General features: G+C 63.3%; 15 protein-coding genes and 1 tRNA gene. 7 read left to right on the top strand and 9 right to left on the bottom strand.

What is annotated here, in order from left to right; translation table 11 throughout:
• Positions 1-32: 32 nt before the first annotated feature.
• Both ABVK50_RS14890 and ABVK50_RS14885 read right to left on the bottom strand, forming a co-directional pair.
• Positions 33-106, bottom strand: a tRNA-Gln gene (locus tag ABVK50_RS14890).
• Between the two features lie 257 nt (positions 107-363).
• Complete coding sequence (locus ABVK50_RS14885) at positions 364-1290, bottom strand: lysylphosphatidylglycerol synthase domain-containing protein (RefSeq protein ID WP_353640828.1); 927 nt, start codon at positions 1288-1290, stop codon at positions 364-366.
• Positions 1291-1623: 333 nt separating this feature from the next.
• Here ABVK50_RS14885 and ABVK50_RS14880 point away from each other — a divergent pair, with 333 nt between their 5' ends.
• On the top strand, positions 1624-2919 hold the full coding sequence (locus ABVK50_RS14880; RefSeq protein WP_353645928.1) for a Ppx/GppA phosphatase family protein: 1296 nt from the start codon (positions 1624-1626) through the stop codon (positions 2917-2919).
• Positions 2916-3632, top strand: a complete 717-nt coding sequence (locus tag ABVK50_RS14875; protein ID WP_353640829.1) for an RlmE family RNA methyltransferase — start codon at positions 2916-2918, stop codon at positions 3630-3632. Before ABVK50_RS14880 ends, ABVK50_RS14875 begins: the two co-directional genes overlap by 4 nt.
• A gap of 32 nt (positions 3633-3664) precedes the next feature.
• Here ABVK50_RS14875 and ABVK50_RS14870 read toward each other — a convergent pair whose 3' ends face one another.
• Together ABVK50_RS14870 and ABVK50_RS14865 are read right to left on the bottom strand one after the other, a co-directional pair.
• Positions 3665-5071 (bottom strand): MFS transporter, encoded by a 1407-nt coding sequence (locus tag ABVK50_RS14870; RefSeq protein ID WP_353640830.1) that lies wholly within the window; start codon positions 5069-5071, stop codon positions 3665-3667.
• A 139-nt stretch (positions 5072-5210) separates the two neighbouring features.
• Positions 5211-5492 carry a hypothetical protein gene (locus tag ABVK50_RS14865; RefSeq protein ID WP_353640831.1) on the bottom strand — a complete coding sequence of 94 codons (282 nt, stop codon included), beginning with the start codon at positions 5490-5492 and terminating at the stop codon, positions 5211-5213.
• A gap of 364 nt (positions 5493-5856) precedes the next feature.
• On the opposite strand from ABVK50_RS14865, the gene ABVK50_RS14860 reads away from it, so the two are divergent.
• Positions 5857-6768: a LysR family transcriptional regulator gene (locus ABVK50_RS14860; protein ID WP_353640832.1), complete on the top strand. Its 912-nt coding sequence runs from the start codon at positions 5857-5859 to the stop codon at positions 6766-6768.
• Between the two features lie 223 nt (positions 6769-6991).
• Entirely contained in the window at positions 6992-8494 is a 1503-nt protein-coding gene (guaB, locus tag ABVK50_RS14855; RefSeq protein WP_353640833.1) for an IMP dehydrogenase, read from the top strand.
• A gap of 29 nt (positions 8495-8523) precedes the next feature.
• Here the strand turns inward: guaB and ABVK50_RS14850 are convergent, their stop codons facing one another.
• Together ABVK50_RS14850 and ABVK50_RS14845 are read right to left on the bottom strand one after the other, a co-directional pair.
• Entirely contained in the window at positions 8524-8709 is a 186-nt protein-coding gene (locus tag ABVK50_RS14850) for a hypothetical protein (RefSeq protein ID WP_353640834.1), read from the bottom strand.
• A 66-nt stretch (positions 8710-8775) separates the two neighbouring features.
• Positions 8776-8925 carry a hypothetical protein gene (locus tag ABVK50_RS14845; RefSeq protein ID WP_353640835.1) on the bottom strand — a complete coding sequence of 50 codons (150 nt, stop codon included), beginning with the start codon at positions 8923-8925 and terminating at the stop codon, positions 8776-8778.
• A gap of 87 nt (positions 8926-9012) precedes the next feature.
• On the opposite strand from ABVK50_RS14845, the gene ABVK50_RS14840 reads away from it, so the two are divergent.
• Complete coding sequence (locus tag ABVK50_RS14840; RefSeq protein ID WP_353640836.1) at positions 9013-9828, top strand: Crp/Fnr family transcriptional regulator; 816 nt, start codon at positions 9013-9015, stop codon at positions 9826-9828.
• Between the two features lie 111 nt (positions 9829-9939).
• Here the strand turns inward: ABVK50_RS14840 and rnd are convergent, their stop codons facing one another.
• Together rnd and ABVK50_RS14830 are read right to left on the bottom strand one after the other, a co-directional pair.
• The gene (gene rnd / locus ABVK50_RS14835; RefSeq protein ID WP_353640837.1) at positions 9940-11097 is read right to left on the bottom strand and encodes a ribonuclease D; all 1158 of its coding nucleotides are present in this window, start codon (positions 11095-11097) and stop codon (positions 9940-9942) included.
• A 79-nt stretch (positions 11098-11176) separates the two neighbouring features.
• On the bottom strand, positions 11177-12418 hold the full coding sequence (locus ABVK50_RS14830) for an MFS transporter (protein WP_353640838.1): 1242 nt from the start codon (positions 12416-12418) through the stop codon (positions 11177-11179).
• A 58-nt stretch (positions 12419-12476) separates the two neighbouring features.
• Here ABVK50_RS14830 and ABVK50_RS14825 point away from each other — a divergent pair, with 58 nt between their 5' ends.
• Both ABVK50_RS14825 and aspS read left to right on the top strand, forming a co-directional pair.
• Positions 12477-12638: a hypothetical protein gene (locus ABVK50_RS14825; RefSeq protein WP_353640839.1), complete on the top strand. Its 162-nt coding sequence runs from the start codon at positions 12477-12479 to the stop codon at positions 12636-12638.
• A gap of 99 nt (positions 12639-12737) precedes the next feature.
• A complete protein-coding gene (gene aspS / locus ABVK50_RS14820; protein ID WP_353640840.1) occupies positions 12738-14528 on the top strand; it encodes an aspartate--tRNA ligase in 1791 nt (596 codons plus the stop codon).
• Positions 14529-14612: 84 nt separating this feature from the next.
• Here aspS and ABVK50_RS14815 read toward each other — a convergent pair whose 3' ends face one another.
• Positions 14613-15812: a hypothetical protein gene (locus ABVK50_RS14815; RefSeq protein WP_353640841.1), complete on the bottom strand. Its 1200-nt coding sequence runs from the start codon at positions 15810-15812 to the stop codon at positions 14613-14615.
• Positions 15813-15923: the final 111 nt, after the last annotated feature.

Below are 15923 nucleotides of genomic sequence, written 5' to 3'. Positions count from 1 at the left end.
TTACCGAACAATATCAATGACATGGAGCGGATTGGCTGGGGAACCTGGATTCGAACCAGGACTAACGGAGTCAGAGTCCGTGGGTCTACCGTTAACCTATTCCCCAAGAAGCGATTTGAAACAATCACTTGGCGGAAACGAGCGAGGGGAGCTGGACGCTCATTTTGCCCCGGTCAGGCAAAACTCGTTCCCGTTTCGAGCCGGCTTGTACCACATTTGCCGTGCCGATCAATACCAGAGATGTTGGCGCGGCAAGAATATTGCGCTCGCCGCCTGACCGAAGCGTGGCTGCGTCGAACTCGCAGGTTTGCAGGGCAGGAGGAACTCGACCGACTTTGCCGGGCTTGATGTATGTTCTGAAATCTAGCCGCGCTGGAACTGCGAGCGTTCGAAAACCACCACCACGAACAGCGCCAGGATCAGCGGGATGATCAGGTAGAACAGCCGGAAAACGAGCAGGGCGGCGAGCACGGCGGCCGGATCCATGTCCGACAGGCCGGCGAGAAAGACGATCTCCAGGACGCCGAGGCCGCCCGGCGCATGTGAGATCAGCGCCGCCGAGAAAGAGATGACGAAGACGCCGAGAACGATGAAATAGCCGGGGTTGCCGGTGGCGGGCAGCGCGAAATAGATGATCGCGGCCGCCGCCATCAGTTCGACGGGCCCGATGATCATCTGCCGCGCCACGATCGGCAGCCTCGGATAGTGGATCTGCAGCGAGCCGATGCGGAGCGGCTTCAGATGCAGCCAACTGCCGAAGACGTAAAGCGCGATCAGCCCAAGGATTGCGGCGCCGGTCAGCCGCGAGGCCGAGATGGGCAGCACGTCGACGAAGCGGTCGAGAACATGCGGCTCCAGGATGAGCAGCAATGCCGAAAGCAGGGCGGCGCCCAGCACGAAGGTGAACGAGCAGAGCGCGACCAGCACGCCGACTTCCTGGCCGCTCAGGCCTTTCGATCCGTAGGCGCGGTAGCGGATGACGGCACCCGACAGCACCGAGCCGCCTATATTGTGCGAGAGCGCGTAGGTGGTGAAGGAACTGGCGGTGATGAAGCCGAACGGCACTTTCCGGCCGAGATGCATCAGCGCGATGTGGTCGTATCCGGCCAGCGCTGCATAGGCGAGGACCGAACTCAGGCCCGCAAGCACCCAGCCCCGGAGCGGGATCGCGGCGAGGCCGTCGCCGACATCCTCGAGCGAGATGCCGCGCAGTTCGTGGTAGAGCAGCCAGAGCGAAAACCCGACGGCGGCCAGGCCGATCACGGGCCAGAGATAGGATTTCAGCTTCATTATGCGACGGCCATGCCGGTCGATTTTCCTTCGGGGTTGAAGCGGCGCGGCGCGCGCCGACGGGCAAATCTGCGTATTTCAGCAATGCCTTATCGAGGCCCCATGTTCAACCTCGAAGGTGGCGCGAGCGAGGAAGGATGGAATTCCGTTCCGGCAGGCTTGGTGAATGCGCGCAGCACTGCTATCTTTGCTGCAACAGCAAATCTCGACGCGTGTGCAGCGTCCGGCAACGGTTCGCGCGGCGCGAGAAGGACATTGAAGGTGGAAGATCCCGAAGCCGGCGCAAAAGCGTCGGAAGCGGGCGCGTCCAGGAGCGGTCGGCCGCAACGCGGCATGAACGGCTTCACCGCCAATCGGAAACACCACCCTTTGGCGGGCGCCAGATCCGGCGACGGACAGGCGAGCGACGGCAGCCCGCAGCAGACAGGCAAGGCGAAGAAGCGGCGAAAGCGCAAGCGCGGACGCAAGGTGTTCGCGCGCGACGGCGTGCGTGCGGATGCGGCGCTCGAGGCAGCCGCGCCGGCCGAGCGCATCGAAGTGCGCAACGACAAGGCCGCGAATGCCGCGTCGGCCCGGCAAGCGGTCGCGGCAAGTCCGCCGCCACGCAAGCGCTTCAACGACGACCTGCCGGTCTTTGCCGCGCTCGATCTCGGCACCAACAACTGCCGGCTGCTGGTCGCGGTGCCGACGAGGCCGGGCCAGTTCCGCGTCATCGACGCTTTTTCGCGGATCGTGCGGCTGGGCGAGGGGCTTTCGTCCACCGGGCGGCTGAGCCGGCCGGCCATGGACCGCGCAGTCGAAGCCTTGAAGATCTGCGGCGACAAGCTCGCCAGCCGCTCGGTCAGGCGCGCCAGGCTGATCGCCACCGAAGCCTGCCGCGCCGCCGAAAATGGCGGCGAATTCCTGGCCCGGGTCCAGGACGAGGCCGGCCTGAAGCTGGAGATTATCGACCGCCGCACTGAGGCCCGGCTCGCCGTGTCAGGCTGCGGCTCGCTGGTCGAGCGGGATACGGATGCGGTCGTGCTGTTCGACATTGGCGGCGGCTCCTCCGAGATCGCGCTGATCGACATTTCCGGCCAGAGATCGCCGCGGCTCGCCAACCATATCGTGTCGTGGACCTCGCTGCCGGTCGGCGTGGTCTCGCTCGCCGAGCGTTTCGGCGGACGCGATGTGACGCGACAGGTGTTCAACGCCATGGTCGCCGACGTGACCGGCATGCTGCAGGCGTTCGATGGCCGCGACCGCATCAACCATCTTATGAAGGCGTCGCGCTTCCACCTGCTGGGGACATCCGGAACGGTGACGACGCTGGCCGGCGTGCATCTCGGCCTCGAACGCTACGACCGCCGCCGCGTCGACGGGCTGTGGATGGACAACGCCAATGTCGATCTGATGATCGAAAAGCTGCTCGGCTGGGATTTCCAGGCGCGCGTTGCCAATGCCTGCATCGGGGCCGACCGCGCCGATCTCGTGCTGGCCGGCTGCGCCATACTCGAGGCGATCCGCCGGGTCTGGCCGTCGGAGCGCCTGCGCGTCGCAGACCGCGGCTTGCGCGAGGGCATTTTGAGCGAGCTGATGGCCGATGACGGGGTCTGGCGGCGCAACTGGCGGAACGGGACGCGGCCATGACGAAGAAGCCGGGAAAAGCCGGTCCGGGCAGCATCCGCGTGCTGAAGACCAGGGTCAAGAAGAAGAGCGGGCTGAAGGAATCGTCGCGGCGCTGGCTCGAGCGCCACATGAACGATCCCTATGTCCAGCGGTCGAAAGCCGCCGGCTACCGCTCGCGCGCCGCCTACAAGCTGATCGAGATCGACGACAAGCACCATCTCCTGAAGCCCGGCATGCGCGTCATCGATCTGGGCGCGGCGCCCGGCGGCTGGTGCCAGGTCGCCGCCGCGCGGACGAAATCGACGCCGGAGCATCCCAAAGTCGTCGGCATCGACTATCTGGAGATGGACGCGGTGCCGGGCGCGCCGGTGCTGCTTATGGATTTTCTGGAGGAGGACGCGCCGGAAAAGCTCACCGAAGCGCTCGGCGGGCCGCCGGATATCGTGCTCTCCGACATGGCCGCTCCCACAACCGGCCATCGCCAGACCGACCATATCCGCACCATGCATCTGTGCGAGGTGGCGGCCGATTTCGCCGTTTCGGTGCTGAAGCCGGGCGGCCATTTCCTGGCCAAGACGTTTCAGGGCGGCACCGAGGGAAGCCTGCTCACCATGCTCAAGCAGAATTTTCGCTCGGTGCATCACGTCAAGCCGCCGGCCTCGCGCGAGGAATCGGCCGAGCTCTACCTGCTCGCCAAGGATTTCAAAGGACGAGTCGCCCCCGAGGCCGGTTGACCGGCATCCGAAGGGTAGCGGCCGCGCCACGGCTATTGCGTGGGCTCGCCGGCATCCGGGTCGCGCAGCCGATGTCCCGATACCGAATTGCCGGCATCGGCGCTCAACCGCATGAACGGTATCACCGACAAAGCCGTGATCGCAGCAACCATGAAGAACGCCGTCGAAAAGGCGGAGAGGCCGACGGCCTCGCCGGTCAACATGGCGGTCGCCTCCAGTATGCCGCCGCCGACCGCCACGCCCAGCGCAATGCTGATCTGCTGCGAGGCGGCCGCGATTGCGGTCGCCTGGCTGGCATCGCGGTCCTCGACATCTGCGAACACCAGAGCGTTCGCCGACGTGAAGAACAGCGAGCGCAGGAAACCCGCGCCGATCAGCACCGGAATGATGATCGCAGGCGAAGTCTCAGGTGTGAACAGCCCGTTGGCTGCGACGAAGCAGGCGGCGAGCAGCGCGGCCGAGATCAGCACGGTGCGAAAGCCGCCGGTCCTGAGCATCGCCGAGGCCAGGAATTTCATTGCGATCGCGCCGAGCGCTGAAGCGAAGGTCAGCATGCCCGACTGAAAGGGCGTCATGCCGAAGCCGAGCTGGAACATCAGCGGCAGTAGGAACGGCACGGCGCCACTGCCGACGCGGAAGATCGACCCGCCGCTGACGGCAGCGCGAAAGACAGGCATCCGGAAAAGCCGGAGGTCGAGGATCGGGTGCTTCCGGCGGCGAGCGTGGCGGACGTAGAGCAAGCCTGCAACGACGCCAGTGGCCAGCGTGGCGATGCCGAAGATGGGTGGCAGCGCCGGCAGGCTCACCACCGAAAGGCCGAAGACGACGCCGGAGGCGGCGGCGGCCGAAAGCAGGAAGCCCAAGATGTCGAGCGGCGGACTGCCGGCGAGTTCGACATCGGGAAGGAAGCGCCCGGCCAGCCAGATGCCGGCGAGCCCGATCGGCACGTTGATGAGAAAGATCCAGTGCCAGCTGAAATAGGTGGTTATGAAGCCGCCGATCGGCGGTCCGACCAACGGACCGATCAGCCCCGGTATGGTGAGCCAGGCCATTGCCGTAACGAGTTCGCGCCGCGGCGTGGCGCGCACCAGGACGAGGCGCGCCAGCGGGGTCATCATCGCGCCGCCCATGCCCTGCAGGAAACGCGCGCCGACGAAGGCGCCGAGGGAACCCGCCGCGGCACATGCGACCGAGCCCAGGACGAAGACCGCTATCGCGATGCGGAAGATGCGCTTGGCGCCGAACTTGTCGCCCATCCAGCCGCTGATCGGGATGAAGATGGCGAGCGAGACCAGATATGCGGTCAGCGCCAGCTTGAGCGCGATCGGGCTGGTCTCGATGTCGGCCGCGATCGCCGGCAGCGAGGTCGAGATCACCGTCGAATCCATGTTTTCCATGAAAAGGGCGACCGCGAGAATGAGCGGGATAGTGCGTTTCAAGGCATCTTCCGGGAGTGGTTGCCGGCTGGCCGGTGGGGCCTGCCGGCAATCAGGGCGGGTATCACGAATGCCGCTCGCTGTCGCCGATTTTTGCCGCGGTTCGGTTGGGCCAGGCGGCTGAACAGGAGTGTTCCCCGCGCTACTGCGACAGAAGCTGCTCGTCCTGCTCCTGGGTCAGCGGCGTGATGCCGGCTGGAACCGGTTCGGGCGGCGCGTCGCCCTGCGCTACCGGCGCCGGCGTTGCGCAGGCGGCGAGCAGGACAAGGCAAGCAAGGGCAGCGATGGGCGGGAATCTCATCAGGCGGCGGGTAAAGAGGCTTTGGGGCTGGATGAAGGCACTGGTCGACGCGGCGGCAAAGAGGATGTCGAAGACCGCGCCGAAAGGGCTACGATAGCCAATCCACGAGGCATAATAATCCACCGCATCGAGGGGTGTCCCAGCTTGAACTTAGCTTGCGACCCTGTGCGGTCGTCTGGCCTAGGCCTCTCTTTGGCCAGTATTACCCGGAGCGGCGTTTTCGTTGAACCGCCGCCCCGTAGCGATTTACGGTTTTGCGTAACCACCGGCTCACATGTCCCGGGCATGCAGCGATAGCCTTGCGCCGCTCGAGAACGGCGATCTGGACGTATCTCTCCATGTCGATTGGAGCTTCTTGCTCAGAAATTGCGTGTTGAGATTGTTGGTCGTCCATGTGGGGTGTCCTGCAGAACTCCCTGTTTATCCGTTCCCAAAAGAAGCATAATCAAATGAAACGAACTGACACTCATGACTGGAGTTCACGAATATGCCTGATGCGCATCAGATGGCGGCGTTCGTGCGCGTTGTGGAGCTTGGCTCATTTGCCAGAGCCGCAGAGGAACTGCGCCTGACGCCTTCGGCGCTGTCGAGGCTCGTCTCACGGCTTGAGGACCGGCTCGGTGTGCGGCTCCTCACGCGTACGACGCGAAAACTGGCGCTGACAATGGAAGGCGCGCTTTATCTTGAACGATCACGCGAAGTGCTCGACCTGATCGCGCGGACCGAAGCAGACGTGTCGTCGTCGCGCACAACGCCCAAAGGCCTACTTCGCGTTAATTCCAGCACAGGTTTTGCCCGGCAGACACTTCTCCACGCGATCCCGGCGTTCCTCGCCCGTTTTCCGGATGTCTCGGTAGACCTCACCTTGACGGACCGGCTTGTCGATCCGGTTGCGGAGCAGGTCGACATCATCATTCGTGGCAGCCCTTCGGCCGGCTCCGACCTTGTGGTGCGGCGGCTAGCCGAGGGCCGCCGCCTCATCTGCGCTTCGCCGGACTATCTCCGCAAACATGGAACGCCGCGATCGGCGGCTGATTTGACGCGCCACAATTGCATCGCGCTCTCCAATCAAACCATTGCCGCGAATTGGCCGCTGGCGACGGATTCCGGCATCGAGCAGTTCACGCCCAGAGGCCGCATCAGTTGCGACAATGTCGGAATGCTATTCGACCTAGCAGTTGCTGGCCACGGCATTGTCCGTCTGGCCGATTTCGTCGTGGGGCAGGCGGTGGGCGAAGGCCGGCTGGTGGAGATTCTCGCCGAGGTGAACCGGTCTAACACCATCTCGCTGTGGATTGTCATGCCGAAGGGACGGTTTTTGTCGCCGCGCGTTCAGGCGTTTCTCGACTTCATGGATGACTGGCTGCATTCAAACCGTGGCGAACATTCCCGGCGTTAGCATGTGGTGAAGCTCGCCACGATCAATGCCGGAAGATTGGATCAAGGCCAACGCGGCAATCCATCCTAGCGGAATGTCGGACTGAGACACTGCGGCGCATCGGTTCGGCTTTTCATCGCGCCACTTACGTGGTACCAGCCCTTGCCAATCCTGCAAGGGAAGATCACGAGTCGGCGCAGTCCAAGGGGCTTGAGCGCCGGCTTCACCTATTTGAGGGCTTGGTATGGCAAAGATCATCGAAACGGCAACCGGCTCGCAAGCCCTGACCTTCGACGACGTGCTGCTGCAACCCGGCCATTCCGAAGTGATGCCGGGCGAAACCGATGTGCGCACCCGCGTCGCCGGCGATATAGACCTCAACATCCCAATCCTTTCGGCGGCCATGGACACTGTGACCGAGGCGCGGCTCGCCATCGCCATGGCGCAGGCCGGCGGGCTCGGCGTCATCCACCGCAATTTCTCGCCGGCCGAACAGGCCGAGCAGGTCCGCCAGGTCAAGAAGTTCGAATCCGGCATGGTGGTCAATCCGGTCACGATCGGGCCGGACGCGACGCTTGCGGACGCGCAGGCGCTCATGCGCACCTACTCGATTTCCGGCATTCCGGTGGTGGAGAATGGCGGCACCGGCGGTCACAAGGTCGGACGGCTCGTCGGCATCCTGACCAATCGCGACGTGCGCTTCGCCACCGATCCGGGCCAGAAGGTCTATGAACTGATGACCCGCGAGAACCTGATCACGGTGAAGGAGACTGTAGATCAGACCGAGGCCAAGCGGCTTCTGCACCAACATCGCATCGAAAAGCTGCTGGTCGTCGACAAGGCCGGAAATTGCGTCGGCCTGATCACTGTCAAGGACATCGAGAAGTCGCAGCTCAATCCGAACGCCACCAAGGACAGTCAGGGTCGGCTGCGCGCGGCGGCTGCTACCAGCGTCGGCGACGACGGCTTCGAGCGCGCCGAGCGCCTGATCGATGCGGGCGTCGACCTCCTGGTGATCGACACGGCGCACGGCCATTCGCAGCGCGTCCTCGATGCCGTGACGCGAGCGAAAAAGCTTTCCAATTCGGTGCGCATCATGGCCGGCAACGTTGCCACTGCCGCCGGCACGCAGGCGCTGATCGACGCCGGCGCGGACGCGGTCAAGGTCGGCATCGGACCGGGCTCGATCTGCACGACGCGCATCGTCGCCGGTGTCGGCGTGCCGCAGCTCTCGGCGATCATGTCGGCGGTGGAAGCGGCGGAGAAGGCGGGCGTTTCGGTGGTGGCCGACGGCGGCATCAAATATTCGGGCGATCTCGCCAAAGCACTTGCCGCAGGCGCGGGCGCTGCGATGATCGGTTCGCTGCTGGCCGGAACCGACGAAAGCCCCGGCGAGACCTATCTCTACCAGGGCCGCTCCTTCAAAGCCTATCGCGGCATGGGCTCTGTGGGCGCGATGGCGCGCGGCTCGGCCGACCGCTACTTCCAGGCGGAGGTGCGCGACACGCTGAAGCTGGTGCCGGAGGGCGTCGAGGGCCAGGTGCCCTACAAGGGACCGGTATCGGGCGTGCTGCACCAGCTCGCCGGTGGGCTGAAAGCGGCCATGGGCTATGTCGGCGGGCGCGACCTGGCTGATTTCCGCGAGAGAGCGACCTTCGTGCGCATATCCAATGCGGGCCTGCGCGAGAGCCACACGCACGATGTGACGATCACGCGCGAAAGCCCGAATTATCCGGGCGGCTTTTGACGAACGGCAGGGTGTTTGACCGTCGGTGACTACGGCAAACGTCTGCTTTGAGAAGCGCGCGTGATTTCATCGCGTAAGATGCCGATGTCGTTGAGAAGCTCATCCGGTGAACGGCTCAATTGATCCGTTGCTAGCCACATGGCTTTTTGCTCAGCGCGACGGCGGGACCAATTACGAATCGGACCGACGGCAATAAAAAGAAACTTACCCATCATCAGATCGTCCCTTCACGTGAATTGACGGGAATGTGGGCGGTAAAGTCGCAGCGATCGCGAACGAGGCTACACGTAGCGGTCGATGGACTGCTTGGTCATGCGACGGGCGAAGGCCGGTCCCGGGCCCCGCATATAGTGCAGCTCGGGGCGATAGCGCGGCGCCACGAATTCGCGAACCGCTGATACCAGTTGCATGACGGGAGCCAGGAGTTTCATGACACCGGTCCTTTCCATCATTGGCCTCGATGTTGGCTAGCGAGACCTGTGCGTTGATACGAGATCAGGGTAGGCGGTGGTGTCCGTTTGGTCTGTGAGGATTCCCACACCCTCGAAAGCAATTCGCAAAAATCGCCGCTCGCCACCCGCAATGTTGCGACGGCGATCAATTTCCTTTCAGGAGCGAGCCAGGGGAAGTACACTCGGTCGAACAACGAAGGGTACACCGCCGTGACAGCTTCGCCTGCTTTCATGTCGAAGCTGGGCAATGCCGATCTCGCCGCCATTGCCCAGCGATGGAGCGAATGCAGCTATCAGAACAATGAGTTAATCATCGCGCACGGCGATAGTGATCGGGACGTCTTCTTCCTGCTGGCGGGACGGGCTCGGGTCACAATGTTTTCGGAGGATGGCAGGGAGATTGCGTATCGCGATATCGCGCCCGGTGAAATTTTTGGGGAATTGGCCGGGATCGATGGGAAAGCGCGCTCGGCCAGTGTCGTTGCGCTTGAGCCAACCCGCGTTGCGCGACTGACCGGGGCGGCATTCCGGGACATTGTGATCAACCATCCGACTTTCGCCTGGGTGCTTCTCGAGCACTTGTCGGCTCAGTTGCGGCGCATGACCGACAGGGTTTTCGAGTTCAGTACTCTGGTCGTTCGCAAACGCCTGATCCTTGAACTGTTGCGTCGCGCAGAAGAGATCGGGTCCGTAAATGGCCAGGTCTCCCTGAGCCCGGCGCCTACGCACTTCGAGTTGGCGGCAAGTATAAGCACCCACCGAGAGGCGATCTCACGCGAGATGAGCACTCTCGCCAAGAGGGGGCTCATCGAAAGGCGCGGGAGAAGGCTTATCCTGCATGATCTTGCGTTACTCGAAGGGCTCGCTTCGAAGAAGGAATAGCCGAAGCAGCCCGCAGCGCGTTTCAAAGGCGCAACCGGATAAGTCTCTGTGCAACTGGATAAGTCTCTGGTTGTGCAAACAGCAGACGAATGGTCGGCGGGACGGCCTGAACTAACGCCCCGTCTCGAACACCGCGATCTTCTTGCGGTCGAATTTGAGCGCGATCTCGCCGCGGACCAGCCGCACCGCCATATCGCCAAAAACCTCGCGCCGCCAACCATGCATGGCCGGCACGTCGGCGGCTTCGCCTTCGGCGGCAATGCGGTCGATGTCGTCGCCCGAGGCGAGAACTTTTGCGGCCACGCCCTCCTGTTCGGCGACCTGGCGCAGCAGCACCTTCAACAGTTCGGCGGCGGCGCTGGTGCCTTCGGGAGCCTGCGTGAAACGCGGCAGCTTGGGCATGCTTTCCTTCGGCATGGCGAGAGCGGCATTGACCACTTCGAGCAGCGCGGTCGCCGTGGACGAGCGCTCCCAGCCTTTCGGGACGGTCCGCAGCCTGGCCAAGGCCGCGGCGTCACGCGGCTGCTGCTGGGCCACCTCATAGATTGCATCGTCCTTGAGCACGCGGCCGCGCGGAACGTTGCGTTCGCGCGCCTCGCGCTCGCGCCAGGCCGCCACACCCTGAACCACCGCCAGTTCGACCGGCTTTCTCAGCCGCATCTTCAGCCGCTTCCAGGCGTCGTCGGGATGCGGATCGTAGGTCTCGCGCGAGGTCAGGACCTCCATTTCCTCGTTCAGCCAGTGAGCGCGGTCGTCGCGCTCCAACTGCGTCTTCAGGTGCTGGTAGACCTCGATCAGATGGGTTACGTCGGCCAGTGCGTATTCGAGCTGCTTGTCCGACAGCGGCCGGTGGCGCCAGTCGGTGAAGCGCGACGACTTGTCGAGATGCGCGCCGGTGATGCGCTGCACCAGCTGGTCGTAGGAGACGCTGTCGCCGAAGCCGCAGACCATGGCCGCGACCTGGGTATCGAAAACCGGATGGGGGAGAAGCCCGCCGAGATGGAAGACGATCTCGATGTCCTGGCGCGCGGCGTGAAAAACCTTTGTGACCGCTTCGTTGGCCATCAGCGCGAAGAACGGGGCGAGGTCGATGTCGGGCGAAAGCGGGTCGACCAGCGCGCTGACGCCGGGGGCGGCCATCTGGATCAGGCAGAGCTCGGGCCAATAGGTGGTTTCGCGGATGAATTCGGTGTCGACGGTCACGAAGCTCGACTTTTCAAGCGCGGCGACGGCCGTTTCAAGTTCATTCTGGGTCTTTATGACGTGCATGAAGGCTCTTTGGCTTCAAAATGGGTCTGTCTCCATTTCAGCCGCGAAGGCTTTCGTCAAGCGTAACCGCCGTTTGCGGCTAGTCCGCAGGCTTGTCGCCGCCGCCATTGCGCCGGGCCAACCGGGCAAAAATGGGGGAGGTGCGGAGCAGCGCGATGAAGCGCCCGCGCTTGGAGGCGGGCACGGCCGAGCGCACCAGCATGCGGTAGAGGATGATGAAGATCAGGACCGCGTAGACAAGCGCGGAGAAGATGAACAGCGAGTGCGGACCGAAATTCTGCATGAACCATGACGCCGAGATGGGCCCGCTGATCGCGCCGAAGGAATAGAACAGCATCAGGGCCGCGTTCACCAGAACGAACTCGTCCTTGCCGGCGCGGTCGTTGGCGTGGGCGGCCGACAGCGAAAACAGCGGCATGGCGAAAGAGCCGAATATGAAAACGATGACGAAATTGATCAATGCGTCGCTGCCGGCGAAGAAGACCAGGGACAGCGCCGAGGCGAGCGCGCCGATCGTCGTCAAGAGGAGCACCATGCGGCGGTCCCAGATATCGGACAAATAGCCGAGCGGGTACTGGATGATGGCGCCGCCGACGATGCCGACGCTGACGAAGGTCACCACGTCAGTGACGTTCATGCCGATCTGCTCGGCATAGACGGGGCTCAGCGTGCGGAAGGAACTGTTGGTGACCCCGATAGCGATGCAGCCGATGCAGCCGAGCGGGGAAATGCGCCAAACCCGCGCGAGGTCGAGCTTGACGCTTTCGGGTGGCGTCGGGTTTGAGCGGTCGCCGAGCGAGACCGGCACCAGCGAAAGCGTGATCAAGATCGACATGATGGCGAAGATGGCGAAGCCGTCCGCCCCGAAGACCGGGATCAGGAACTGTGCGCCGGTGACCGAGCCGATGTCGATGATGCGGTAAAGCGCCAGGACGCGGGCGCGATCGTGGTTGGATACGCCGGAGTTCAACCAGCTTTCCATGATTGTAAACAGGCCGGCGAAGCAGAAGCCGGACGCGAAACGCACCGCCGACCACATTATGGGATCGATGACCAGGACGAGCAGCAGTGTTCCGGCGGACGCGATTGCCGCCAGCGCCGAGAACGAGCGGACATGGCCGACTGCCTTCATGATCCGCGTTATGAACACGCAGCCGAGCAGGAAGCCGGCGAAATAGGCCGTGCCCATGAAGCCGATCGTCGAGGAGGAAAAGCCTTCCGAGGCGCCGCGGAGCGCAATCAGCGTGCCTTGCAGCCCGTTGCCGCCGAGAAGAATGCCCGCGGCGATGAGGAGGGGTATCAGCGGGCGGACAGAGGACATGAAGCCACGAGCAAGGAAGTGTCTGGTTCCTCTATAGGCCGAAGCCGCAGGGCTGGCGATGCCCCAACCGGCGCGCCTGCTGGTCCAGCGCCGGCACGAGCATGGCAGCCATGTCGCGATCTACAAGGAGCAGCCGGATCACGTGCTGATCGTCGCGGTCGTTCACGGCCGGAGCGTCAAGGGGCTGAAGCTTTGGCGACCTCCCGCTGCTTTGCCTTGACAAACAGGGCCTCCCATGCGCTTTTCGCGCGAATTTTCGAGCCGGGCGCGACGCCGTGCCGGCACGGCCACTCCAACATTTCCGGACCGGATTTCGATCATGCACCGTTACCGCAGCCATAACTGCGCCCAGTTGAGAAAGTCCGATGTCGGACAGAGCGTCCGCCTTTCGGGCTGGGTTCACCGCGTTCGCGACCATGGCGGGCTTCTGTTCATCGATATGCGCGACCACTACGGCCTGACGCAGATCGTCGCCGATCCGGATTCGCCGGCCTTCAAGATCGCCGAGACGGTGCGTGGCGAATGGGTGATCCGCGTCGACGGCGAAGTCAAGGCGCGCATGGCCGACACAGTCAACCCGAACCTGCCGACCGGCGAGATCGAAGTGTTCGCTCGGGAGATCGAGGTTCTGTCCGCGGCCAAGGAACTGCCGCTGCCGGTGTTTGGCGAGCCGGATTATCCCGAGGACATCCGCCTCAAATACCGCTTCCTCGATCTGCGCCGCGACACGCTGCACAAGAACATCGTCGCGCGGACGAAAATCATCGCCGAGATGCGCAGTCGCATGGGCGAGGCGGGCTTCACGGAATTTTCGACGCCGATCCTGACGGCGTCGAGCCCGGAAGGCGCACGCGACTTTTTGGTGCCGAGCCGCATCCATCCCGGCAATTTCTACGCGCTGCCGCAGGCGCCGCAGATCTATAAGCAGCTGATCATGGTTTCCGGCTTCGACCGCTATTTCCAGATCGCGCCATGCTTCCGCGACGAAGACCCCCGCGCGGACCGGCTGCCGGGCGAATTCTACCAACTCGACCTCGAAATGAGCTTCGTCGAGCAGGAAGACGTGCTTTCGACGATGGAGCCGGTGATGCGCGGCGTCTTCGAGGCCTTTGCCAACGGCAAGCCGGTGACGCAGGATTTCCCGCGCATTCCTTTCGATGTCGCGATGCGCAAATACGGCACCGACAAGCCGGATTTGCGCAACCCCATCGTCATGGACGATGTCTCGGAGCATTTCCGCGGGTCGGGCTTCAAGGTGTTCGCGGGCATTCTGGCCGGCGATGCGAAAGCCGAAGTCTGGGCCATTCCGGCGAAGACAGGCGGCTCCAGGGCTTTCTGCGATCGGATGAATTCCTGGGCGCAGGGCGAGGGCCAGCCGGGTTTGGGCTATATCTTCTGGCGCAAAGAGGGCGAAAGGCTCGAAGGCGCCGGCCCGATCGCAAAGAATATCGGCGATGAGCGGACCGAGGCGATCCGCATCCAGCTCGGCCTGGAAGAGGGCGACGCGGCCTTCTTCGTTGCAGGCGATCCGAAGAAGTTCGTGTCGTTTGCGGGCGCTGCGCGCACCCGCGCGGGCGAGGAATTGAACCTCGTCGACCGCGACCGGTTCGAGCTGTGCTGGATCGTCGACTTCCCGTTCTTCGAGTGGAACGAGGACGAGAAGCGCATCGACTTTGCCCACAACCCGTTCTCGATGCCGCAGGGCGGCATGGAAGCTCTGACGGGCCAGGAGCCGCTCGGCATCAAGGCGTTCCAGTACGACATGGTCTGCAACGGCTTTGAGATCGCCTCCGGCGGCATCCGCAACCATCTGCCCGAAACGATGGTCAAGGCATTCGAGATGGTCGGGCTGTCGCGCGAAATCGTCGAGGAGCGCTTTGGCGGCCTTTACCGCGCGTTCCAGTACGGGGCGCCGCCGCATGGCGGCATGGCGGCCGGCATCGACCGCGTGGTCATGCTGCTGGTAGGGGCAAAGAATCTGCGCGAGGTCACGATGTTCCCGATGAACCAGCAGGCATACGATCTTCTGATGAGCGCGCCTTCCGAAGCGACGCCGCAGCAATTGCGGGAGCTCAGCCTTCGCGTCGCCACGCCCAAGAAAGAATCTTAGGAAAGCCGCGCAAGCTATTCACTGGAAACAAAGAGCCCGGCTGCAGAGCCGGGCTTTTTGTTGGGAAGACCCTGAACAGTCAGCCTATTCGCCGTCTTCGTTTGCGATGACGGTGACGCCGAGCGTCTTGGGCAGGTCGAGCGGCGTCGCCATGGCGCCGGCGGCGATCAGCGCGAACGGCACCGGCGCCGGCGGTGCGGCTACGACTTCGATGCTCTGCGGATCGTCGAGGAATTTGCCGACGGCGGCGGTGATTTGAGCCGACAGTTCCGGATTGTTGAGCTGCGCCGTCAGGAACGGCACGATCGCCTTGGCTTGGTTGGCAATGTCCTCGGGCTTCATGTTCTGCTGTTTGGCTACATAATCCAGCACCTTGCCGGTGAGCGAATCGTCGTCGAAACGGATATTCGCCGCGTGGAAGGTCAGCTGCTGCATCAGGCCAAGCATCGCCAGGCCCTGCGCCGAATTGTCCGCGTCGGCGGGCTGTTCTGCCATCTTCTTCTGGAGATCCTGCAGCGATTTCAGGAATGCAGGTGTATAGCCGCCGAGGTCGAAGGTGAACCCCAGCGTGCCGGCGTCGTCAACGGTGATGTCATACTGCGTCAGGCCCATGCGGCCGTCGCTCGGCTGCCAGGATCCCGCCATCTCGAAATTGCCGTTGATGGTCTGGTAGCCCAGCGCTTCTATGACCGCCTTGGCTTGTGGATCCTCGGCTTGGGTAAGGTCGGCGGTGAATTTCTTGGCCGAACCGGTGAATTCAAGGGCGGCGCCGTCTGCCGGCGGGGTGATTTCGAACGAGAGACTGTCGAGCGAAAACAGGGTTTTGTCGGCCATCTTGGCGCTGATACTGGCGATTTCCATGCTTTCATACATGGCCATGGCGGCGACCGGGTCGGTCGAGCCTTCGGGCGGAAGCGTCAAGCCCGTAAAAGTCGCGGGACTGACGGCGAACGTCAGTCCTTCCTGCGTCATGCTGTACGGCTCGGTGGTGATCGTCTCGATCCTGTAACCGCCATCCTGCTCGGTGATGCCGTCAAAGGTGATCTTGCCCAGCGCCACAGACTCGGTCTGGCCGGTGGGGGTGAAGGACACGCCTTCGAGCGCCAGCGACGACGCATCCCCGCTTATGCCCGTCCAGGTGAAGTTCATGCCCTGATCCGCGAGCGCCTTCTTGAAGCGCTCGGCGACAGCGTTGGCGTCTTGCGCGTAAGCCGCGTGCAGCGGGATCGTCAAAAGGAATGTCGAAACGGCAAGCTTGTGGAAAACGTGACGGCGAATGGTCATCGGTGTGTTCCCTGAGACTGGTCTTTGAATCTTGTTGCGCCTCTCTATCGCGTATCATCCGGACCGGATGAAGGCGCATCGCAACACATTGGTCGAAATTCGCGGAAAAAG

This window comes from Mesorhizobium sp. WSM2240 (assembly GCF_040438645.1).
Taxonomy (GTDB): domain Bacteria; phylum Pseudomonadota; class Alphaproteobacteria; order Rhizobiales; family Rhizobiaceae; genus Allomesorhizobium.
This window is presented reverse-complemented; position numbering and strand designations above follow the sequence as displayed.